Origin of the sequence: Nonomuraea sp. NPDC050394 (genome assembly GCF_044459065.1) — a bacterium.
In the GTDB taxonomy this organism is placed as follows: domain Bacteria; phylum Actinomycetota; class Actinomycetes; order Streptosporangiales; family Streptosporangiaceae; genus Nonomuraea.
Genome location: NZ_JBITIO010000019.1, coordinates 108,755 through 128,722, shown reverse-complemented (window position 1 = coordinate 128,722; position 19,968 = coordinate 108,755). Strand labels below are relative to the sequence as shown.

The following is a 19,968-nucleotide window of genomic DNA, read 5'->3' as shown; positions in this document are numbered from 1 at the left end:
TGTGGACGACCTGACGATGGTCGAGCGGGTCCCCGGGCCCGTGCTGCGGCCGTACGTCATGGGGCTGTACGCCTACCGCGAGCGGTACGCGCAGCCCCACGTCCGCCTGGAACCGGCCCTGCCGGGCGCCGTGCTCATCATCGGGTTCGGCGCGCCGATACAGGTCGGCGCCGGCCGGTTCACCTCCTTCACCGGCGGCCTGTCCGACCGCTACACCGTCACCACGACCCAGGCGCCCACCGAGGGCGTGGAGGCGCTGCTCACCCCGTTCGGGGCACGTCGCCTGTACGGCCTGCCGATGCGTGAGCTGACCAACCTGGTGCTCCCGGCCGACGATCTGCTCGCGGGCTGGACGCAACGGCTCGGCCAGGTGGAGGGCTGGCCGGAACGGCTGGCGCTGTTCGAGTCGATGCTGACCACGCGTATCCATGGCGGCCCCGAGCCGTGCGGCGAGATCGGCTGGGCCTGGGCGCGGCTGCTGGAGTCCGGCGGCTCGGTGAGCGCGGCGGCCCTGTCGGACGAGCTCGGCTGGAGCCACCGGCATCTGGTCGCGCGCTTCCACGACGAGATCGGGCTGGCGCCCAAGGCGGTGGGGAGGCTGATCAGGTTGGACCGGGCGCGGCGAATGCTGCGCTCCGGCGTCCCGCCCGCCCAGACCGCGGCCTTGTGCGGCTACTACGACCAGGCGCACATGAACAGGGACTTCCGCCTGCTCTGCGGCGAGACACCCGGTCAGATTTTTCCAAGACCCCCGGCGGCGGCCACGGCAGACTCGGCCGTATGACACGCACTGTTTTCGCGCTCGCGCGCTACGAGGACCTGGCCAAGGCCATCGACTTCCTGGCCGCCGCCTTCGGCTTCACCGCCCACGAGGTCAGCAAGGACGACTCGGGCGCGGTCGTACACGCCGAACTGCTGATCGGCGAGGACATGATCATGATCGGCAAGGGGCAGCCGGGCGGGCCGGGCATCTACGTCGCCGTCGACGACCCCGACGCCCACCACGACCACGCCAAGGCGGCGGGCGCCACGATCACCATGGAACTGGTCGACCAGCCCTACGGTTCCCGCGAGTACGGCTGCGCCGACCCCGAGGGCAACACCTGGTACTTCGGCACCTACCGCCCCTAGGGGAAGACGATGGTCTTGTGACCGTCGAGCAGCACCCGCTGCTCGGTGTGCCACTTCACCGCCCTGGCCAGCGCCACGCACTCCACGTCCCGCCCGATCCGCACGAGGTCCTGGGGCGTGTGGCCGTGGCTGACCCGCGCGACCTCCTGCTCGATGATGGGGCCCTCGTCGAGGTCGGAGGTGACGTAGTGGGCGGTCGCGCCGATCAGCTTGACGCCGCGCGCGTGCGCCTGGTGGTACGGCCTGGCGCCCTTGAACGACGGCAGGAACGAGTGGTGGATGTTGATCGCCCGCCCGGCGAGCTTCTCGCACAGGTCCTCCGACAGGACCTGCATGTAGCGGGCCAGCACGACCAGCTCGGCCTGGTAGTGCTCGACCAGCGTGAGCACCTCGGCCTCCTGCCTTTGCTTGGTCTCGGGGGTGACCGGCAGGTGGTGGTAGTCGATGCCGTAGGACTGGGTGAGCGGCCGCAGGTCGGGGTGGTTGGAGGCGACGCCGACGATCTCGATGTCCAGGGCGCCGGAGCGTACCCGGTAGAGCAGGTCGTTCAGGCAGTGGTCGAACTTGCTGACCATGATGAGCACCCGCATCTTGCGCGCCACGTCGCGCAGCGTGAACTCCATGGCGAATTCGGGGGCCAGGGCGGCGAAGGCCGCCCTGAGCTCGTCCTCGGCAAGGGACGCGGTGAACTGCACCCGCATGAAGAACCGCTCGTCACCGAACTGCTGGCTCTCCTTGATGTTGCAGCCGTGCTCGGCCAGCAGACCCGAGACCGCGGCGACGACGCCGGGCCGGTCGGGGCAGGACAGAGTCAGGACGAATTCGGATGTGCTCATGCCTTCACTCTCGAAGAGGTGGGATCGTAGGGCGCCTTACGGCTGATCTGGGCAGAGTACATCTCTCCGGCGACATCCACCTGAGCCTTCTCCATCGCGGCATCGCTCACGAAACCGAGCGCGACCGAGGTGCCGAGCGTCGGGCTGTAGGCGGCGGAGGTGACGTAGCCGACCGGCTCGCCGTCGCGCAGCAACGACTCGCCGCCCCACAGGTGGGCCTCGGGGTCGTCGAGCACGATGGAGACGACGTGGCGGCCCCGGTCGTCCATGGCCCGGTCCTCGCCTCGGTAGCCGCCGGTCTTCTTGCAGGTGAAGCGGAGTCCGGCCGCGGCGGGCGTGACCTCGGGGCCGAGCTCGCGGCCCCACGCGCGGTAGCCCTTCTCGATGCGCATGGCCTCGATGGCGTAGTAGCCGGCCTGGGTGAGGCCGGTCGCGAGCAGGGTCTCGTAGACGGTGACGGCGAACTCGGACGGGACGTACAGCTCCCAGCCCAGCTCGCCCACGTAGGTCATCCGGGTGGCGCGTACGGTGGCGTAGCCGAGGTCGACGAGCCGCGAGGAGCCGACGGCGAACGCCGAAAAATCCGCCTTCGACACGCTTTGCAGGATTTCTCGTGATTTGGGGCCCATGACGCTGAAGACGGCGTATGTACCGGTGACGTCCACCAGGACGGCGCGGTGCTCGCCGAGACCCTTGGAGATGACGTCGAAGTCCCGCGTGCTCTGCGCGGAACCCGTCACGATCAGGTACTCGTCGTGCGCCACCCGCGTCACCGTCAGGTCCGACTCGTAGCCGCCCCGGTCGTTGAGCAGGCCCGTGTAGACGACCCGGCCCACCTCGACGTCCACGTCGGCCGTGCACAGCCACTGCAGCGCCGCCGCCGCGTCCCGGCCCTTGAGCGTGAACTTTCCGAACGAGGTCTGGTCGAACAGCGCCGCCTCCGTCCTGCACGCGTGGATCTCCGCGTTCACCCGCGGCTGCCAGCCGGGCCTGCCGAAGGTATAGGGGGCCGGCTTGCCGAAGTAGTTGACCCGCTCCCAGCCCATCTTCGAGCCGAAACACGCGCCCGCGGCGGCGAGCAGGTGGTGCACCGGCGAGCGGCGCAGCGGCCTGGCCGTCTCCAGCTCCTTGTTCGGCCACGACATGGCGTAGTGCAGGCCAAGCGTCTCGGTGACGCGGTCGCGCAGCCAGGTGTCGTTGTCCGCCCAGCGGGCGAAACGGCGCAGGTCGGCGGGCCACAGGTCGCTGGTCGGCGCGCCGTTCACGATCCACTCGGCCAGCGCCCGGCCCGCGCCGCCCGCCGAGGCGATGCCCGCGGAGTTGAAGCCGGCGCCGACGAAGAAGCCGCGCACCTCGGGCGCCTCGCCGAGCAGGAACATGTTGTCCGGCGTGAACGACTCCGGGCCGTTGTAGAACATGCGCACGCCGGTCGTCTCCAGGGCGGGGACGCGGTGGATCGCGTTCTCCATGATGATCGAGAACTGGTCCCAGTCCTCCTCCAGAAGCTGGAACTCGAACGGGTACGGGATGCCGTCCATGCCCCACGGCTTCGCGTCCGGCTCGAACCCGCCCACGACCAGGCCGCCGACCTCCTCCTTGAAGTAGGCATAGCCATCCGGGTCGCGCAGGACGGGCAGGTCCGGGCGGACGCCTTCGATCCGCTCGGTCACCACGTAGAAGTGCTCGGCGGAGTGCAGCGGCACCGTCACCCCGGCCATGCGCCCGATCTCCTTGGCCCACTGGCCCGCGCAGTTGACGACGTAATCGGCCTCGATCTCGCCCTCGGACGTGCGCACCGATCTCACCACACCGTCCTTGACGGTGACGCCGGTGACGCGGACGCGCTCGATCACCCGCACGCCGCGCCGCTGGGCGCCGCGGGCCAGCGCCTGCGTGAGGTCGGAGGGGTTGGCCTTGCCGTCGCCCGGCAGCCAGACACCGCCCACGACGTCGTCCACCCGCATGACCGGCCACAACTCCCGAGCCTGCGCGGCGGTGATGATCTCGGCGCTCACACCGTAGTTGCGGGCCTGGGCGGCCGTGCGCCTGAGCTGCGTCATGCGTTCGCGGGTACGGGCGACGCTCACGCTGCCGCACTGCTTCCAGCCGGTGCCGAAGCCGGTCTCCGCCTCAAGCCTCGCGTACAGGTCGGTGCTGTACTGGATCAGCCTCGTCATGCTCTCGGTGCTGCGCAGCTGGCCCACGAGCCCGGCCGCGTGCCAGGTGGTGCCGCAGGACAGTTGCCCCTGCTCCAGCACCACGACGTCGGTCCAGCCGAGCTCGGCCAGGTGGTAGGCCACGCTGGCGCCGACGATGCCGCCACCGATGATCACAACCTGCGCGCGGGAGGGCAGCGCCTTCAAGAAATGCTCCTCAACCTGTTGATCCCCGGCCAGCTGCGCACGTTCCGCAGCATGGCGATGAAGGCCTGCTCGGCGGGGCCGAGCAGGCGGTCGCGGCGGTGGGCCAGGACGATCGGGCGCGGCTTCGGCACCGGCGAGACCGCCACCGCCGCCAGCCGCCCGTCGGCCAGCTCCTGCTCCACGCAGTGCTCCGACAGCAGCGAGACGCCCAGCCCGGCCGCGACGGCCTGCTTGATCGTCTCCGGCCCCCATATCTCGGTACGGCCGGCCGCTTCCAGACCCCACGACTCCAGCGCCTCTTCCTGGAGTTCCCTCGTGGACGAGCCCGGCTCGCGGATCAGGAACAGCTCGCCGGCCAGCTCGTGCGGCTCCGCCGTACGCGCGGCCGAGGAGCCTGCGGCGATACCGGTGGAGGCGAGCTTGTGGCCCGGCTGCGTGATGAGGACGAGGCGATCCTCCAGGATCGGCTCACTGACCAGTTGCGCGGCGCTCGGCTCGCCCGCCAGCACCGCGACGCCGATCTCACCGTCGACCAGCCCGCGCTCGACCTGCTGCGCGTTGCCGACCTGGATGCCGATCTCGATGCCGGGGTGCCGGTCGCGGAAGGCGGCCAGGAGCGGGGGCAGCAGGTAGGTGCCGACCGTGGTGGTACCGCCCGCGACCAGCGTGCCGGTCTGCAGGCCCGACACCTGGCGGATCGCCGCCACTGCCTCGTCGGCCAGGAGGAAGACGCGCTTGGCGTACTCCAGCATGACCTCGCCCTCGGGCGTCAGCCTGATGCGCGCGCCGCTGCGGTCGATCAGGGTGGTGCGAAGCGACTGCTCAAGCTGCCTGACCTGGTGCGAAACCGATGGCTGGCTCAGATAGAGCTTCTGCGCGGCCGCCGAGAAGCCGCCGCATTCGACCACGGTCATGAAGATCCAGAGCCGGTGCAGGTTGAGCTGCATCGCGTTAACCCCTAGCTGCCTCGATGGACTCCCGGAGCGCGTCCTCCAGCCGCTCCAGCTGGTGCCAGGGGATCTCCCCCATGGTGCAGATCCGGAAGAAATCTCGCGAAAGCTGCCCTTGACCAGCGTAGATAACGTATCCGCGCTTCTTGAGCTCGTCGTGAAGGGATGCGTACGTCACGCTTTCCGGCAGGTGAAGCATCGTCACCGTGTTGGACCGGAACCGTTCATCAACCAGAATCCGCAGCCCGAGGCGCTCGAACTGCCCCCGCACCAGCGCCGCCCGCTCCCGATACAGCTTCGTCCTGGCCGCGAACCCGCCCGCCTCCTCGTACTCCTTGATCGCCTCGTCCAGCGCGTAGCAGACCTGGACCGCCGGGGTGAACGGCACGTCGCCCTTGCGCTGGCCCTTCAGGTAGCTGGCCGCGTTCAGGTAGAGGCTGCGTTCGGGGACTTCCTGGATGCGTTCGATCGACCGCTCGCTACACAGGATGAACGACATGCCCGGCTGCCCATGGAGCCCCTTGTTGGCGGTGCCGCAGACGACGTCCGCCTTGACCTCGGACAGGTCCTGATCCTCGATCGCCGTACCGGAGATCGCGTCGATCACGAACAACGCCCCGTGGGCCTGGGCCGCCACGACCTCGCCGATCTCCTTGATCGGGTTGATCAGGCCGGTGGTGGTCTCGTGGTGCACGCAGACGACGGCATCGACGTCCGCGTGCTCCGCGAGCGCCGCCTCCACCGCCCGTGGATCGGCCGGGACCGTCCACTCGCTCCTGACCTCGTGGTACGGGATGCCGTGCGCCTTGGCGATCCTGATCATCCGGTCACCGTAAACGCCGTTGTTCACGATGATCACGCCGCGGCCCCGGCGGACGGAGCTGATGACCGCCATCTCCATGGCCGCCGTCCCGGAGCCGGTGACCAGGAGCGCCTCGTGGGTGCCGCCGAGGTTCAGGGAACGGGGCAGCGCCTCCCGGATCCTGAACAGCAGCTCGGTGAACTCCGGCTCGCGGTGGCACAGGTCGCCACGGAGCAGGGCGTCCTTGACCCGCTTCGAGGTACAGGCCGGACCGGGATTCAACAGAATGAGCTCTTCGTCCATCATCCACTCGATCTTGGGAAGGTATCGGGCATTACGGACGCTACTTGGCCAGGTCACCGTAGTGACAGCCGCCTTTCCCTATACCCCCCATAACCGTTTCCCCCTTGCCCACCCACCCCACCCCGTTCCCTTGCCCACCCACCCCCCCACCCCTCAGCCCCACCCTTGCCGCCCCCTTCCCACCCCACCCCTCAGCCCCACCCCTTTGCCGCCCCCTTCCCTCACCCCCTTGCCGCACCATCCCCCACCCGTCCCCGTCCTGTTTTCTCGCCCCTTCCCCGCCCCGCGCCCGTACCCACCGCCCGCTCCCCCGCCCCCACCCAACAAGCGGCCCGACACAGGCCAACCCGATCACCGCCGAAGGCAACAGCTCCGTGGCGGAGTCGCACATACCGGCGGTCCGCAAGAACAGCGGCGCGCGGCGAGAGCACGAGGGGACGTGGGCGTGGCTGGCACGAGGCGGCGGCAAGTGAGGGAGAGGGCGAAAGGGGGCTATGGGCGCCATAGCCGAATGCCTCTTGCCTGGGCAGGTCCGGGCGGAATGGGATGGAGCGCATGCCCTTGGACGTCATCGTGTTGGTCGTGGTCGCGGGCCTGTTCGCGATCGTTTCCGGCATGAACGACGGCGGCGCGATCCTGGCCACCGGCCTCAAACTCCCGACGGTACGGCCCGCCACCGGACTCCTCACCCTCGTCGCGATGGTGGCACTGATCCCCCTGGCAACGCATCAGGTGGCGCTGACGTTCGTCAATCGTCTGGCCACGTTCCACGATCCGGGCGGCAGATATGCGATGACAATCGCCGTCATCTGTTCGCTGACAGTCGTGCTGGTGTTAAGTGCGAAGGGCCGTCCCACCAGCCTCACCTTGGCCATTGTCGGCGGACTGACCGGCGCCGGGCTCGGGTGGGGATTACCGGTGTCAGCGGGTTCGGTGGCGCTGGTGCTGGGGTTCGGACTGGCGGCCCCGGTGGTCGGCGCACTGGCGGCGGGGGCGGTCACGCTCCTGCTGCTCCGCCTGGCCAACGCTCACAGCCTGCCCAGCTGGCATCGGGTGGCGTTCATTGTGCAGTGCGTGGCCTATGCCGCCAATGACGGCCAGAAGATGCTGGCGGTGTTCGTCATCGCCATCGGCACCACGGACCTCGGCCTGGGCATGACCACCTGGACCGCCGCCCTCTTCGGGTTGGGCGCCCTGTACGGCCTCCCGAAGGCGGGCCGCCTTCTGTCTCGCGAGATCATCGTCTCGCGCCCCCTGCACGGGGTGGCCGCCGAGGTGGCCGCCGGCGGCGCGGTCATCGCCAGCGCCGCAGCCGGCATGCCGGTCAGCATGACCCAAGCGGTGGCAGGTGCCCTCATCGGCGCCGGCATGTCCGGGGGCGGCGGCCGAGTCCGCTGGTACGCGGCCATCAAAATCGCCACCGCCTGGCTCCTGACCCTCCCCGCCAGCGCCCTCCTGGCCGGAATGGCCGCCTGGACAGCCAAGACCGCCATCCCATGAACCACGCCGACCCGATGACCTCACATACCCGAACCCGCCCACATCGCCTGCCTGCCGGCGCATCCAGGCCCCCAGGGCGACCCCCTGACCTGGCTTGACCACGAGCACCCCCGCGTCGAGACACCGCTCCCCGTACCGAAGCACCGAGCACACGAGGAGATCCGGGTGACCCGAGGCCATCGCCTCCACCACCCGTCGCCGCCCGGGGCACGTCGGCCTGTAGGTGGGCATTGTCCGCAGGGCAGCGCCGGGGGCCGGGTGGAGATGCGGTTGCACGTCGCACGGCGCCCTGGGGTGCAGAAGGAGCTGGGTGTTAGGCGGGCCTGGTGGGCGGTGGCCAGGAGCGGGGGCGAGGCCGCAAGTGAGTGAGTGGTGGAGCGGAAGGTGGAGTGGGGTGGGGCGGTCAGTGAACGGACGGTGATTGGGAGCGGGGCGAAACCGCAAGTGAGTGAGCGGTGAAGCGGAGGGAGGGGTGGGGCGGGGCCGTCGGGGAGCGGACGGTGGCTGGGAGCGGGGGCGAGACCGCAGGTGAGTGAGCGGTGGAACGGAAGGTGGGGTGGGGCGGGGCCGTCAGTGAGGCGGTGGTGGAGCGGAGGGTGGGAGTGGGGCTGTAAGTGGGTGGGTGGTGGAGCGGAGGGTGGGAGTGGTGGGGCGGTTGCGGCGGGTTCGGGATCTTGTTGCGGGGCGGATGGATCGGGCGCTGACTGGGGCGTTGCTGGGGCAGCTTGAGGCGACCAAGGCCGGGGCTTGGCTGGCCATGGCGATGATCGGCGGGGAGGTGGGGCGGACGGGGGCGCACGAGCAGATGCGGGCCATCGAGCATCTGGGGGACGAGGAGCGGCGCAGGCTTGTGGATGAGTTGAAGAGTGCGCTGGTCACACCTATTGATCGCGAGGATTTGTTTCGGCTGTCGCGGTCTATTGATGATGTGCTGGATTCTTTGCGGGACTTTGTGCGGGAGTCGCATCTTTATCGGGTGCCGGATCAGATTCGGTTTTCGCCGATGCTTGACCAGGTGATCGTGGGCATTGACGCGCTTGAGGATGCGGTGCGGAATCTCGCGGCCCGGCCCTCCGCCGCCGCTCATGACGCGCTGGAGGCGAAGAAGGCTGGTGGAGCCATTCGGCGGATGTACCAGTATGAGATTTCGCGGATCTTCTCTGGCGAGGTTACTTCCCTGGCGCTCAAGGAGCGGGAGCTCGTACGGCGGCTGGAGATTGTCGGGATGGCGATCGGGGACGCTGCCGACGCCATCGCCGACGGGGCCATGAAGCGGTGAACTAGGGCTGCAGGGCCAGGGCCGGGGCCAGGTGTTCGAGCTGGGTCAGGGCGTGGTCCAGGTTGGGGCGTTCCGGGGACAGGGGCTGGAGGGCCACGTGGTCGGCGCCCGCGTCCCAGTGGGCTTGGACGCGCTTCGCCACCGACTCTTCGGTGCCCCAGGCGACGATGGCGTCCACCAGGCGGTTGCTGCCGCCGTCCGCCAGGTCGGCCTCGGTGAAGCCCAGGTCCTTCAGGTTGTTGGTGTAGTTGGGGAGCTGTAGGTAGTGGTGCATGTGAGCGCGGGCGATCTGGCGGGCCGTTGACGGGTCAGGCTCCAGGAGTACGGCCTGCTCCGGCACCAGGAGGCGGTCCTTGCCCAGGATGGCGCGGGCCTTCGCGGTGTGCTCCGGGGGGACGAAGTAGGGGTGGGCGCCGGAGGCTCGGTCGCGGGACAGCTCCAGCATCTTCGGGCGTAGCGCCGCCAGGAGGCGTGGGGCCGGGTGCGCCGGGGTGGGGACGTCGGTGGTCGTCTGGTCCATGGCGTCCAGGTAGGAGCGCATGGCGCTGACCGGCTTGGCGTAGGTGTGGCCCCTGTCTTCCACCAGGACGCCGTGGCTGACGCCGATGCCCAGGATGAACCTGCCCTCGAAGGCCTCGCCCAGGGTGGCGGCACCGGCGGCCATGGCCGTGGCGTCCCTGGCCCAGATGTTGGCGATGCCGGTGCCCACTGCCACGCGCCGCGTCGCCGCCAACAGGATGGCGGCGGCCGCGAACGGCTCCCGGCTGCCTGGGCCCTCGTTGACCCACAGCGTGCCGTAGCCCAGGGATTCCAGCTTGGCGGCGGCTTGCCGTGACGCTTGTGCGGGACCGCGGCCCAGGAGCGGGTGCCAGACGCCGATGCGACCGTCCATCGTCGGGGCCTCCTTGAGGGTAGAGTGTTCGACTGAGATGGAACAGTATACGAGTGTTCGATCGCAGTCGAACAGAACGCGGTCACTCAGCCACACCTCTCCGGTCGAGGTGAGCCTTCAGGCTGCCCTGGATGCCCTGGCCGATCCCATGCGGCGGCGGATCGTGCGCGAGCTCGCGTCGGTGCCCGACTGGACGCGGCCCTGCGGCACCTTCCACGACCTGCCGATCGCCAAGTCCACGCTCAGCCACCATTTCTCGGTGCTGCGCGCCGTCGGGCTGCTCGAACAGCGCGACGAAGGCGCCCGTCGCCTCAACCGGCTACGCAGGCCCGAGTTCGACGCCCGGTTTCCTGGGCTGCTGACGCTCGTGCTGGGCGAGGACGAGGGCGCGCCGGAGCCTTAGGGCACGGGCATCCCAGCGGCGCGGGTCTCCCAACCGTGCAAGCATCCCAACGGCGCGGGTCTCCACCGGCGCTCCGGGACGAGCGCGTGGTCGCCCCGGGGAGAGCGCTTGGGCGAACCTGCGAAGGCATGTGCGTGTCGGGGCGGGAGGACATCGAGATGGGGCGTCGAGGCGAGTTGGCGGAAGCGTGGGGGGCGTCACGGACGCGCGTGGGGTGAGTGCGGACCCGCGCGGTCGCATGTGAGGGCACGTCGGCGCACGAGAGGTGTCGCTGGACGCGTGATGGGCCGGTGTAGAGGCGCCGGGGACGCGCGAGGGGTGAGTGCGGGTCGGATGCGGGCGCGGGTCGAAGTGCGGGCGCGGCGTCGAGTTGGGTGTGGGGGTCGGGCGCGGCGTCGGGCGGGGTGCGGCGTCGGGGTGGGGTGCGGGGTTGGGCGGGGTGCGGCGTCGGGCGGGGTGCGGGTCGTGCGGGGTGCGGGTCGTGCGGGGGGCGGGGGGCGGGTGCTGTGCGGGGTGAGTCGGGCGCGGCGTTGGGTTGGGTGCGGGGCGAGTGAGGGTGTGGGTGTGTGATCGGCCCAGCATGTACGGCGGAGCCCGCCCACCAGGCCGCCCCGCCGTACCAGAAGCCCTGCCAGAAGTGGGTGGTCAGGAGACGGTGACCTGGTCGATTGCCCAGTACCAGTTGTTGGAGGCGTCGAAGTACCGGAACTTCACCCTCATCGTCGAGGCGCCGGCCGGCACCCCCACCACGAGGCTCTCCACCTGGGAGACGGTCTCGGCGGTGTAGTTCTTGACGAGCACGTCGCCCCCGCCGTCGAAGGAGACCAGCACCTGCGCCTTCTGCGCCCCCTCTGGCCGGTAGTGCGTGGTGTATCCCACCCGGACGGACGACTTCCCGGCCACGGGATGGCCCCCGGTCACCAGGGTGGAGTCGAACGGCCCTGAACCATGCGACTTGTCGTCCCACTCGTCGGAGTCGGCGACGGCGAACGTTCCCCGGCTGCGGACGTTGAGCTCCCGCCACTGGTCCCGCTGTGCCCGCGACCAGAACTCGTCGGTGGTCAGCGACCATCCGCGCCACTCCCGCACGCCGCCGCTGGGCATCCGCGAGGTGTCCAAGGTCCAGGAGGCGGGCACGCTGTGGCTGAAGCCCAGCACTCCCGCCGGTATGCCGGTCTCGTCGACCCGTCCGGCCAGCGGTACGTTCTCGAACGGGTCGCCGGTCCGCTGGTCGATCCGCCTGCCGTCGATTCCGGCGGGAGCACCGAGGCGGAGTGCGTTGAAGACGGTGGCGGTCACGTCCACGAGCCTGGTGTCGAGTGGCCGGGCTCCGGCGGCTATGCCCGGTCCGGCGGCGAGGACGAAGGTGCGCCGCTCCTCCATGGACGAGCCGCCGTGACCGCCGCCGTCGGTGTGGCCGTGGTCGGTGGTGACGACGATGGTCCAGCGTTCGCCCGGGTAGGTGGGCCGGGCCTTGATGGCGGTCAGGAGGCGGCCGACGTAGGCGTCCTGGGTGGCGATGGCGCGCAGGTAGGCCTGGCTGGCGGCGCCGCTGTTGTGGGCGACGATGTCGGTGTTGCCGAAGTAGACGAACGCGGCGTCGGGGTTCTGCCGGAGCAGGACCGTTTCGGCGGCGGTGGCGATGCGGGCATCCTCGGCGGGGTAGCCGTTGGCGTCGCCGTCCAGGATCACCCTGGAGTCGATCTTCGTGCCGAAGGTGCCCTGGTCGCCGAGGGGTTTCCAGTCGAGGGCGGCGAAGGTGGAGTAGGCGGGGTTGAGGTTCTCCAGCCGGGTCAGGAAGTCGGGGTGGAGGTCGTAGCGCTTGCCGCTGAAGGAGTTGTCCTTGACGCCGTGCCTGTCGGGCCAGACGCCGGTGGCGATCGTGGACCAGCCGGGGCCGCTGGAGGTGGCGGCCATGGGGTTGGTGTACAGGAGGCTGGCGCCGAAGGTGCCGGTGGTGATGAGGTTGTCGAGGTTGGGGGCGTCGGCGGCGGCGATGCGGTCGTGGCGCAGGCCGTCCATGCCGATGACCAGCACCTTGTCGGAGCTGATGCCGTCGGCCACGGCCGGTACGGCGACCGCGCCTAGAGGGGCGTCGCTGGAGTTGAGTACTTTGTTCTCCGGGGTTCCGGGATCGGCCGAAGCGGCGGGTGCCGGGACGACCACGGCGGCCAGGACCAATAAGGCGGCTGACGCGATTCTGCGCACGGGCGTTTCTCTCCTCGCTCGCGGTTCCGGTCAAGTCACTCGGGGCTCCGAGCTAGGGGGCTCCAAGTCAGAGGGCTCCGAGCCAGGGGGCTCCGCTTGAGGATCTCCGGCGGCGGGAGAGACGTGAAGACCATCTTTCCGATGTTCTCCATCAAGGATTCAGGGGGCCCAATTGAGCACCAGCGACCGTCCTGCCGCGCGCGTCGTCTGCCTGGACGGCGAGGGCTCGGTGCTGCTCATGCATTGGCGCGACCATGTCAGCGGCCTGGATCTCTGGGAGCCGCCGGGTGGCGGACTCCACCCGGGAGACGAGCCGATCGACGCGGCCCGGAGGGAGTTGTCCGAGGAGACCGGACTGCCGGGGGACGTGGTGACCGACCGTTATGTCGACGTGGCCCGCGACTTCACCTGGCTGGGGATCCGGTACGTGAAGACGGAGCCGTTCTTCCTGGCGCGATTGAGGTCGGTGTCGCCTGAGTGCACCGACCAATCGCTGACTCTCGAGGAGCGTCAGACCTACCTGGGTTACGGGTGGTTCGCCGTGGACGCGCTACCCGATTCGGTCGAGCCGCCGGAGCTCGCCGAGGTGATCAGGGAACTGATGTAGGCGACGGTCTCATCGACCTCGCCGAGGACGGCGACCGTGTCGCCGCGGCGTACGACGTAACAGCCGTCGACGCTGACGGTGACGGGCCCGGCGACGAGCACGGGCCCGTCGGATTCGGGTGGGTGGTAGCGGTTCTGCGCGAGGGTGAGCCGCAGCCGGCGGACGAGCAGGGCCCGCACGCCCAGCGCCGCCAGGCCCTCCTGGACCCAGCCGAGCAGCTCGAGCTGTTCATCCTCCGACCGTTCTGTGTGGACAGCAGACATTGGTACCTCATGTCCTTGTCGTTGGCGCATTCTTGATACCAGAGTGCACTCGGATGACTACCCTAGGTACAAGGAAGAACAAGACTGTATGGCTCGAGGCTTCGTTTGTAGAACCGTGTAGAACCCCCTGGAGCACCCGATGCCCTCCGCCCGCGAACTCGATCCTGGTTCGAGCCCGCTTGCCTTTTTTGGCGCGGAACTCCGCGAACATCGCGTTCGTATGGGTTTGTCGCAGGAACAGCTCGCCGAGCGGCTCAACTACTCGCTGTCGCTGGTGTGCGCGGTCGAGCTCGCCAAGCGCACGCCCTCGCGTGACTTCGCCGAGCGGGCCGACGAGGTTCTCGACACCCGCGGTGAGCTGATCCGGCTGTGGCCGCTGGTACGGCAGGCGGCCTACCCGGCCTGGTTCCGTCCCTGGCTGGAGATCGAGGAGTCGGCCAGCACCCTGCAGACCTGGCAGCCGCTGTTGGTTCCCGGCCTGCTGCAGACCGAGGACTACGCCCGCGAGGTGCTGATGCGCGAGCCCGCCGCCACCGCCGAGCAGGCCGAGGAGGCCGCGGCGGCGCGCATGACCAGGAAGGCGATCCTGCACCGGCCGGACCCGCCCATGTACTGGGCGGTGCTCGACGAGTGGGTACTGCACCGGCAGGTGGGTTCGTCGGCGACCATGCGCGGGCAGGTGCGCTCGCTGCTGGAGACCGCCGACCTGCCCAACGTCAGCGTCCAGGTGGTCCCCAAGGAGTCCCCGGCGCTGGCCGGGCTCACCGGCGCGTTCGTCATCGCGAAAGTCCCGGGAGAACCTGATCTCGTCTACGTGGAATCGGCCAGGGAGGGGTACGTATCCGATCGTCCCCCGGATGTCGAGTCGATCGTACGGAGGTATGACGTCATCCGGTCACTCGCCTTACCCGTTCACCCAAGCCTAGATTTGCTTTCGAAGGTAGAGGAGGAGATATGAGCGCTCTCCAATGGCGTAAGTCCCGCCGAAGCGGTAGTAACGGCGGAGACTGCGTTGAAGTGGCCGTCCTCGCCGCAACCGGGGACACCGCCACGCACAAGTCCGACCAGGACCGGCTCTTCGTCCTGCGCGATTCCAAGGACCCCGACGGACCGCGGCTGTACTTCACCGAAGCCGAGTGGGAGGCTTTCCGCCTCGGCATGAAGGACGGCGAATTCGACGATCTGATCCGGCCGATTCCGTAGTCAGGCCCGGCCCCCGCCAGACATGTCCATCCCATGTGTGGGTACGCGCGTGCCCGCACATGGGAGCATGATCTGATGCGACTGACCGTTCTGGGGGGATGTGGGGCCTGGCCCGCGGCGGGCGAGGCGTGCAGCGGCTACCTCGTCGAGCACGAGGGCTTCCGGGTGCTGGTCGACCCCGGTTACGCCACGCTGCCGAGGCTCCTGGAGATCGTTACCGCCGAGCAGATCGACGCCGTGCTGGTCACCCATGGCCACCCCGACCACTGCGCCGACCTCAATCCCCTGCTGCGCGCCCGTGCCCTGGGCGACCGGCCGCCCGCCGCGCTGCCCGTGTACGCGCCGCCGGGCGCGCTCGACGCGGTGCTGGCGCTGGACAAGGCGAGCATGCTGGCGGGCAGCTTCCGCCTGAACGAGGTGGCCGACGGCGAGGTGGGACCCTTCCGGCTGCGGGTCTTCGACCTGCCGCACCACCTGCCCAACGCCGGCCTGCGCCTGAGCGCCGGGGGCGCCACGCTCGCCTACACCGGTGACACCGGGCCGAGCCCGGCGCTGGTCGAGCTGGCCGGGCAGGCCGACGTCTACCTGGCCGAGGCCACCTATCCGGAGACGGTTCCCGAGGAGGACGCGCCCTACCTGTCCAGCGCACGGCAGGCCGGGACGGTCGCCGCCACGGCCGGAGTGGCCCATCTCGTGCTGACCCATCTGTGGCCCGGCCACACCGACCGGCCCGCTCTGGAGGCCGCCGGAGCGGAGTTCGCGGGCAAGGTCTCCGTCGCCCGCGCCGGGCTCGTGCTGGACCTCTAGGCGGAGCGGTCGCCCAGCTCGGACAGGGTGGTGGCCATCAGACCGCGGAGCAGCTCGCCGCCGACCTTCTCGTGCTCGGCCTCGACCGCGAGCCCCTCGGCGACCCTGGCCTGGTAGATCTCCCGCTCCATCTCGTCGGTGTACGGCTGCGCCGTCAGCGCCACCACGACAGCGACCCGCGTGCCGGGGCCGGGCAGGATGCCGACGGCATGCGTGCGCAGGCAGGTCTCGTCGGCGGCGCCGTACCAGCCGCATTTGACGGCGGCGCCGGGATCGCCCAGCGCCTCGCGCGCGCCGTACGTCTGCCCGGCCCCGACCTCGCGCATCCAGCCCAGGATCGCGGCGGCGACGGGCTCACCGGCGAGGGCGGCCTGGGCGAGTACGGCGTAGGCGGTGGCGACCTCGTCGGCGGCGATCTCGACGGAGCCGAAGCGCGACGGGTCGGAGGTGGGCGGCGACCAGGCGACCCCGGTACGGCGGGCGATCGTGTCGAGGATGACCCGGGGCCCCACCGACAGCCAGAGGTTGAGCGTGTCGGCGTTGGAGGAGACGACGACGGCGGGCTCGGCGTGGCGGCGCCAGCGCTCGGTGTCGCCGATGTGCGCGGCGGCGGCCCAGGCGTAGAGCGGTTTGAGCAGGGAGGCGCAGCGCAGCCGGTCGAGCCCGGCCCTGGCGGCGATGGATCTGGCCGGCGGACCGGCGTAGCCACGCGCGATGCCGGCGGCCTGGGCGGTGGCGCCCGGCGCGAGGTCGCGGAAGAGGTCGTCGAAACTGGTAACCGCCACGTGTCTTACGGTAGCCGTTCACCCCATCGGGATTCATACCAATGACGATCTGGAGCGGGGCTGGGCAGCGGAGTCGTCTCCGGCGTGCGCAGCCCGTCGAGGGCGAGGGTGAGCAGCCGGTCCCTGAGGTGCGGCACCCCGGCCACGGGCCGGTTGAACTGCTCGATGAGCAGCGCGATGTCCAGGTCGGTGACGTCGGGCCGCAGCGCGCCGGCGGCGCGGGCACGGCCGATGAGCTCGCCGATGGCGGCGCCGGCCCGCTCGCTGACCTGCCACATCTCCTCGGTGACCACGATCGTCCCGGCCACCGGCGCCAGGCTGCCCGAGCCGAAGTCCACGCAGGCCCGGATGTATCCGGCCAGGCCGAGCCAGGGGTCCTCCTCGCGCAGCCCGTCCTCGGCCGCGCCCGCCGCGCGTTCCATGGAGATCACGGCAAGCCGCTGCAGGAGCTCCTCCTTGGTGCGGTAGCGCCGGTAGAGGCTGCCCATGCCGACGCCGGCCCGCTTGGCGATGGCCGAGACGGGCGCGTCGAAGCCCTGGGTGGTGAACACCTCCAGGGCGGCTTCGAGCAGCTTGAGGTCGTTACGCCGGGCTTCGGCCTGCCTGCCTCTCATGCGGTCAGGATAGCGGCTTGCGGAGCGCTTCGCTCCGTTATAGCTTCCTTCCGGAGCGTTGCCCTCCGCTATTGAGGCGAGGTGGGCAGCCTGCTGGTGCAGCTGGCCGCGACGGCGGGGGGCCGGGTGATCGGCGCGGCGGCGCAGGCGCCGCTGCTCCCCCGGACGGGTTAGGCGAGGGCGGCGGCGAACCGGTCGCGCAGTTCGCTGAGCCGCTTGACCGGCTCGTTGCTGTACACGAGCCGGACGTACCGGCGGGCGACCTCATCGCCCCAGGCGGTCATCGGGGTGGCGGCGATCCTGCCGCGTGCCAGCAGGCGGTCGGACAGTTCCCTGGCGCCGAGGCCGAGCTCCTCGGCGTCCACCAGGCACGACCAGCCGCCCGCCGCCCGGACCAGCGGGAGCCCGTCGAGCTGGCGGACCACGGCCTCGTGCCGGGCCTGGTACTCCGCGACCGCCTCTGCCACCCCGCTGGGCTCGCTGAGCGCGACGGCCGCCCCGATCTGGGCGAAGCCGCCGGCCACCGTGGTGTTGTAGGTGACCGCGGTCAGCACGCGGGACAGGATGTCGGCGGGTCCCGCCACCCAGCCGATCCGCCAGCCGATCATCCGGTACTCCTTCGACATGGAGCCGATGATGATCGTCCGCCCGGCCAGGCCGTCCACCCGGCACGGGTTGATCCTCGGGTGGCCGTCGAAGACGATGCGCTCCATGGCCGCGTCGTAGATCAGGTAGGCGTCCAGGCGTTCGCAGGCCTCGGCCACGGCGGTCCAGTCCTCGTGGGTGAGGACGACGCCGGCGGGCATCGACGGGCTCATCATGATGATCGCCGCCGCCTCGGTGACCCGGGCGAGCGCGTCACGGTCGAGGCGCCACATGCCGCCGTCGACGCGCAGCGGCACCAGGTGGGGCCGGGCGGCGGCCAGCCGTACGCGCTGCAGGAGGCCGGCGTAGGTCGGGTCGGTGAGCACCACGCGCTGGCCCGGCTCGGTGGTGGCGAGCAGGACGGGCATGACCGCGGCGGTGCCGCTGGAGGTCACGACGATCTGACGGGCGGGGTCGTAGTCGTGGCCGGTGCGCTCGCGCAGGTCGGCGGCGAGCGCCTCACGCAGCACGGGAAGGCCGTTGAAGGGCAGCCAGCTGTTGCCCTGGCCGGTGGCCAGCGCCTGCGCGGTCGCGGTGACGGCGTTCGGCGGCGGTGGCACGTCGGTGTCGAGGTTCTCCATGCGCAGCACGTCGGGGTCGGCTCCGGCGGCCGCGGCCACCCGGTCGATGTCGAAGGTCTGGACATGGGCAAAGCGGGAATTGTTCCGCATATGGAACACGGTCTCTCCGCGCGCCCCGGCTGTCAATACTGGGATCATGGAAACTGAACGGCTGATTCTGCGTCCGCTGACCGGATCCGACTTCGACGCCTACGCCGCCATGCTCGCCGACCCCGACGTGGCCGGCGGGCTCGCCGAGACCGTGAGCACCTCGCCGGCCGACGCCTGGCGCAGCCTGGCCACGTTCATCGGTCATCGCGAGATCCTCGGCTACTCGCACTGGGCGCTGGAGGAGAAGGCGAGCGGTAGCTTCGTCGGCCGGGCGGGACCCTGGCAGCCCCACGGATTTCCCGGACTGGGCGTCGGCTGGTGCCTGGCCCGCGAGCACTGGGGCAAGGGTTACGCCACCGAGGCGGCCAGGGCCGCCCTGAGCTACTGCTTCACCGAACTCGGCGCCGAACAGGTGATCTCGCTGATCCTGCCGGGAAACACCCGCTCGATCTCGGTGGCCGAGCGCATCGGCCACCGCCACCTGCGCGACCTCGACTACCGCGGCCGGCGGGTGCACCTCTACGGCAGCACAAGCCCCATGTAGTACTCGTCGACCCGCTCGCCCGCCACGTCCAGGGCCGAGCGCCGCAGTCCCTCGACGAGGAAGCCGCAGGCCGCGTAGAGCCCGAGTGCGCGCCGGTTGTGGCACATCACCGTGAGCTCCAGCCGCCGCAGTCCCTCCTCGCCCGCCTGCTCGACGGCCGCCTCCAGCAGCCTCCTGCCGAGCCCCTGCCCCCCGTACGCGGCCCGCACGCCCATCACCACATATCCGGTACGGCGGGCGCGGGCATAAGGCAGCACCTCCACCTCGACATACCCGGCGGCGACCCCCGAGTCGTCGGCCACCACGACGAACGGCCCCACGTCCGTCGTCCTGTCCCGCTCGCCCGGCTCCAGCATCATGAAGCTCGACTCCGCGTCGAGCGCCAGCCGCAGGTCGAGCAGCCGCTCGCCGTCCTGTGTCCCGGCCCGCCTGATCGCCACCATGCCGTCTCCCATGCCGTCTCCCCTCAGCACCACCAGCGCACACCGCACGGCCGGCTGCCCCGATTCTCACCCACGACGAACCTGACCGGCTGGCCGAACACCAGCGGCGTGCCCGGCTGGGGCGACTGGAGCAACACCCGGTCGGTGCCGGGCGGCAGGCCGCGCTCGGGCTGGGTCGCCACGTCCACCAGGCCCATGACCGGCTGGAACACGATCGCCGCCCACGCGCCGCTTCTGCCCACGACGCGCGGCATGCGGGGGTGCTCGCGGTAGAAGCGGGACTCGGCGGCGGTCAGGAACGAGACCTCGACCTTGGCGCCCCAGGCGAGTTTGGTGCCGGGGGCGGGCCGTACCGCGAAGATGCGGCAGACCTCGTCCGGGCGGCAGACCGACAGCGGCGAGATGCCCTTCGGCGCGAGGACCAGACCGAGGCCCTGCACCTCACGCTGGACCACCGCGAGCTGGCGCCCCACGAGGTCGGGCACCGCGACCCGCGGCAGGAAGGACAGGGCGGCGGTCTCGGGAACGCGGCCGCCCGGCCGGTCTGCGTGGCCGCACCCGCCCGCCGTCCCGAGTCCGAACGCCATCACCATCGAGATCGCCGCGGACACGGGAGACCTCACCGCCATGCGTGCCTCCAGGCCTGAGCGCGAAGCCCCCCGACCCCGAAGCGATCACGCTATCGCCTACCCGGCGGACCAGAATGCCCTTTGTCCGCT

The 19,968-nt window shown here is 70.4% G+C and carries 22 protein-coding genes; 10 read left to right on the top strand and 12 right to left on the bottom strand.

Features of this window, described 5'->3' with window-relative positions; genetic code table 11:
* Position 1 precedes the first annotated feature (1 nt).
* Both ACIBKY_RS47235 and ACIBKY_RS47230 read left to right on the top strand, forming a co-directional pair.
* Positions 2-784, top strand: coding sequence for a helix-turn-helix domain-containing protein (locus ACIBKY_RS47235; RefSeq protein WP_397107884.1), 783 nt, complete (start codon positions 2-4; stop codon positions 782-784).
* Complete coding sequence (locus tag ACIBKY_RS47230) at positions 781-1,131, top strand: VOC family protein (RefSeq protein WP_397107883.1); 351 nt, start codon at positions 781-783, stop codon at positions 1,129-1,131. The genes ACIBKY_RS47235 and ACIBKY_RS47230 overlap by 4 nt, the downstream gene beginning before the upstream one ends.
* On the opposite strand, the gene purU is transcribed toward ACIBKY_RS47230, so the two are convergent.
* From purU to ACIBKY_RS47210, 4 genes are read right to left on the bottom strand one after another with little or no spacing between them, the layout of a single operon-like run.
* Complete coding sequence (gene purU, locus ACIBKY_RS47225) at positions 1,128-1,967, bottom strand: formyltetrahydrofolate deformylase (RefSeq protein ID WP_397107881.1); 840 nt, start codon at positions 1,965-1,967, stop codon at positions 1,128-1,130. The two genes, ACIBKY_RS47230 and purU, sit on opposite strands and share 4 nt — an antisense overlap.
* Positions 1,964-4,330, bottom strand: coding sequence for an FAD-dependent oxidoreductase (locus tag ACIBKY_RS47220; protein ID WP_397107879.1), 2,367 nt, complete (start codon positions 4,328-4,330; stop codon positions 1,964-1,966). Before ACIBKY_RS47220 ends, purU begins: the two co-directional genes overlap by 4 nt.
* The gene (locus tag ACIBKY_RS47215) at positions 4,327-5,277 is read right to left on the bottom strand and encodes a LysR family transcriptional regulator (protein WP_397107877.1); all 951 of its coding nucleotides are present in this window, start codon (positions 5,275-5,277) and stop codon (positions 4,327-4,329) included. Before ACIBKY_RS47215 ends, ACIBKY_RS47220 begins: the two co-directional genes overlap by 4 nt.
* Positions 5,278-5,281: 4 nt before the next feature.
* Positions 5,282-6,388, bottom strand: coding sequence for a pyridoxal-phosphate-dependent aminotransferase family protein (locus ACIBKY_RS47210; RefSeq protein ID WP_397107875.1), 1,107 nt, complete (start codon positions 6,386-6,388; stop codon positions 5,282-5,284).
* A gap of 558 nt (positions 6,389-6,946) precedes the next feature.
* On the opposite strand from ACIBKY_RS47210, the gene ACIBKY_RS47205 reads away from it, so the two are divergent.
* Together ACIBKY_RS47205 and ACIBKY_RS47200 are read left to right on the top strand one after the other, a co-directional pair.
* A complete protein-coding gene (locus ACIBKY_RS47205; protein ID WP_397107873.1) occupies positions 6,947-7,885 on the top strand; it encodes an inorganic phosphate transporter in 939 nt (312 codons plus the stop codon).
* Between the two features lie 646 nt (positions 7,886-8,531).
* Positions 8,532-9,164 carry a DUF47 domain-containing protein gene (locus ACIBKY_RS47200; RefSeq protein WP_397107871.1) on the top strand — a complete coding sequence of 211 codons (633 nt, stop codon included), beginning with the start codon at positions 8,532-8,534 and terminating at the stop codon, positions 9,162-9,164.
* A 1-nt stretch (position 9,165) separates the two neighbouring features.
* Here the strand turns inward: ACIBKY_RS47200 and ACIBKY_RS47195 are convergent, their stop codons facing one another.
* Entirely contained in the window at positions 9,166-10,056 is an 891-nt protein-coding gene (locus ACIBKY_RS47195; protein WP_397107869.1) for a TIGR03620 family F420-dependent LLM class oxidoreductase, read from the bottom strand.
* A gap of 109 nt (positions 10,057-10,165) precedes the next feature.
* On the opposite strand from ACIBKY_RS47195, the gene ACIBKY_RS47190 reads away from it, so the two are divergent.
* A complete protein-coding gene (locus tag ACIBKY_RS47190) occupies positions 10,166-10,459 on the top strand; it encodes an ArsR/SmtB family transcription factor (protein WP_397107867.1) in 294 nt (97 codons plus the stop codon).
* 645 nt (positions 10,460-11,104) lie between these two features.
* Here ACIBKY_RS47190 and ACIBKY_RS47185 read toward each other — a convergent pair.
* Complete coding sequence (locus tag ACIBKY_RS47185) at positions 11,105-12,667, bottom strand: alkaline phosphatase family protein (protein WP_397107865.1); 1,563 nt, start codon at positions 12,665-12,667, stop codon at positions 11,105-11,107.
* A gap of 172 nt (positions 12,668-12,839) precedes the next feature.
* Here ACIBKY_RS47185 and ACIBKY_RS47180 point away from each other — a divergent pair, with 172 nt between their 5' ends.
* The gene (locus tag ACIBKY_RS47180; RefSeq protein WP_397107863.1) at positions 12,840-13,274 is read left to right on the top strand and encodes an NUDIX domain-containing protein; all 435 of its coding nucleotides are present in this window, start codon (positions 12,840-12,842) and stop codon (positions 13,272-13,274) included.
* Here ACIBKY_RS47180 and ACIBKY_RS47175 read toward each other — a convergent pair.
* On the bottom strand, positions 13,193-13,537 hold the full coding sequence (locus tag ACIBKY_RS47175) for a hypothetical protein (RefSeq protein ID WP_397107861.1): 345 nt from the start codon (positions 13,535-13,537) through the stop codon (positions 13,193-13,195). The two genes, ACIBKY_RS47180 and ACIBKY_RS47175, sit on opposite strands and share 82 nt — an antisense overlap.
* A gap of 139 nt (positions 13,538-13,676) precedes the next feature.
* Here ACIBKY_RS47175 and ACIBKY_RS47170 point away from each other — a divergent pair, with 139 nt between their 5' ends.
* The 3 genes from ACIBKY_RS47170 to ACIBKY_RS47160 all read left to right on the top strand — a co-directional run bounded on the left by ACIBKY_RS47170 (position 13,677) and on the right by ACIBKY_RS47160 (position 15,547).
* Positions 13,677-14,495, top strand: coding sequence for a Scr1 family TA system antitoxin-like transcriptional regulator (locus ACIBKY_RS47170; protein WP_397107859.1), 819 nt, complete (start codon positions 13,677-13,679; stop codon positions 14,493-14,495).
* The gene (locus tag ACIBKY_RS47165; protein WP_397107857.1) at positions 14,492-14,740 is read left to right on the top strand and encodes a DUF397 domain-containing protein; all 249 of its coding nucleotides are present in this window, start codon (positions 14,492-14,494) and stop codon (positions 14,738-14,740) included. The genes ACIBKY_RS47170 and ACIBKY_RS47165 overlap by 4 nt, the downstream gene beginning before the upstream one ends.
* A 75-nt stretch (positions 14,741-14,815) precedes the next feature.
* Positions 14,816-15,547 (top strand): MBL fold metallo-hydrolase, encoded by a 732-nt coding sequence (locus ACIBKY_RS47160; RefSeq protein WP_397107855.1) that lies wholly within the window; start codon positions 14,816-14,818, stop codon positions 15,545-15,547.
* Here the strand turns inward: ACIBKY_RS47160 and ACIBKY_RS47155 are convergent.
* The 3 genes from ACIBKY_RS47155 to ACIBKY_RS47145 all read right to left on the bottom strand — a co-directional run bounded on the left by ACIBKY_RS47155 (position 15,544) and on the right by ACIBKY_RS47145 (position 18,262).
* Positions 15,544-16,332: a hypothetical protein gene (locus ACIBKY_RS47155; protein ID WP_397107853.1), complete on the bottom strand. Its 789-nt coding sequence runs from the start codon at positions 16,330-16,332 to the stop codon at positions 15,544-15,546. The two genes, ACIBKY_RS47160 and ACIBKY_RS47155, sit on opposite strands and share 4 nt — an antisense overlap.
* A 5-nt stretch (positions 16,333-16,337) precedes the next feature.
* The gene (locus tag ACIBKY_RS47150) at positions 16,338-16,946 is read right to left on the bottom strand and encodes a TetR/AcrR family transcriptional regulator (RefSeq protein ID WP_397107851.1); all 609 of its coding nucleotides are present in this window, start codon (positions 16,944-16,946) and stop codon (positions 16,338-16,340) included.
* A gap of 170 nt (positions 16,947-17,116) precedes the next feature.
* Positions 17,117-18,262: a pyridoxal phosphate-dependent aminotransferase gene (locus ACIBKY_RS47145; protein ID WP_397107849.1), complete on the bottom strand. Its 1,146-nt coding sequence runs from the start codon at positions 18,260-18,262 to the stop codon at positions 17,117-17,119.
* 46 nt (positions 18,263-18,308) lie between these two features.
* On the opposite strand from ACIBKY_RS47145, the gene ACIBKY_RS47140 reads away from it, so the two are divergent.
* Positions 18,309-18,806 (top strand): GNAT family N-acetyltransferase, encoded by a 498-nt coding sequence (locus tag ACIBKY_RS47140; RefSeq protein ID WP_397107847.1) that lies wholly within the window; start codon positions 18,309-18,311, stop codon positions 18,804-18,806.
* On the opposite strand, the gene ACIBKY_RS47135 is transcribed toward ACIBKY_RS47140, so the two are convergent.
* Positions 18,782-19,261: a GNAT family N-acetyltransferase gene (locus ACIBKY_RS47135; RefSeq protein ID WP_397107845.1), complete on the bottom strand. Its 480-nt coding sequence runs from the start codon at positions 19,259-19,261 to the stop codon at positions 18,782-18,784. The two genes, ACIBKY_RS47140 and ACIBKY_RS47135, sit on opposite strands and share 25 nt — an antisense overlap.
* Before the next feature lie 11 nt (positions 19,262-19,272).
* Complete coding sequence (locus ACIBKY_RS47130; protein WP_397107843.1) at positions 19,273-19,878, bottom strand: hypothetical protein; 606 nt, start codon at positions 19,876-19,878, stop codon at positions 19,273-19,275.
* Positions 19,879-19,968: the final 90 nt, after the last annotated feature.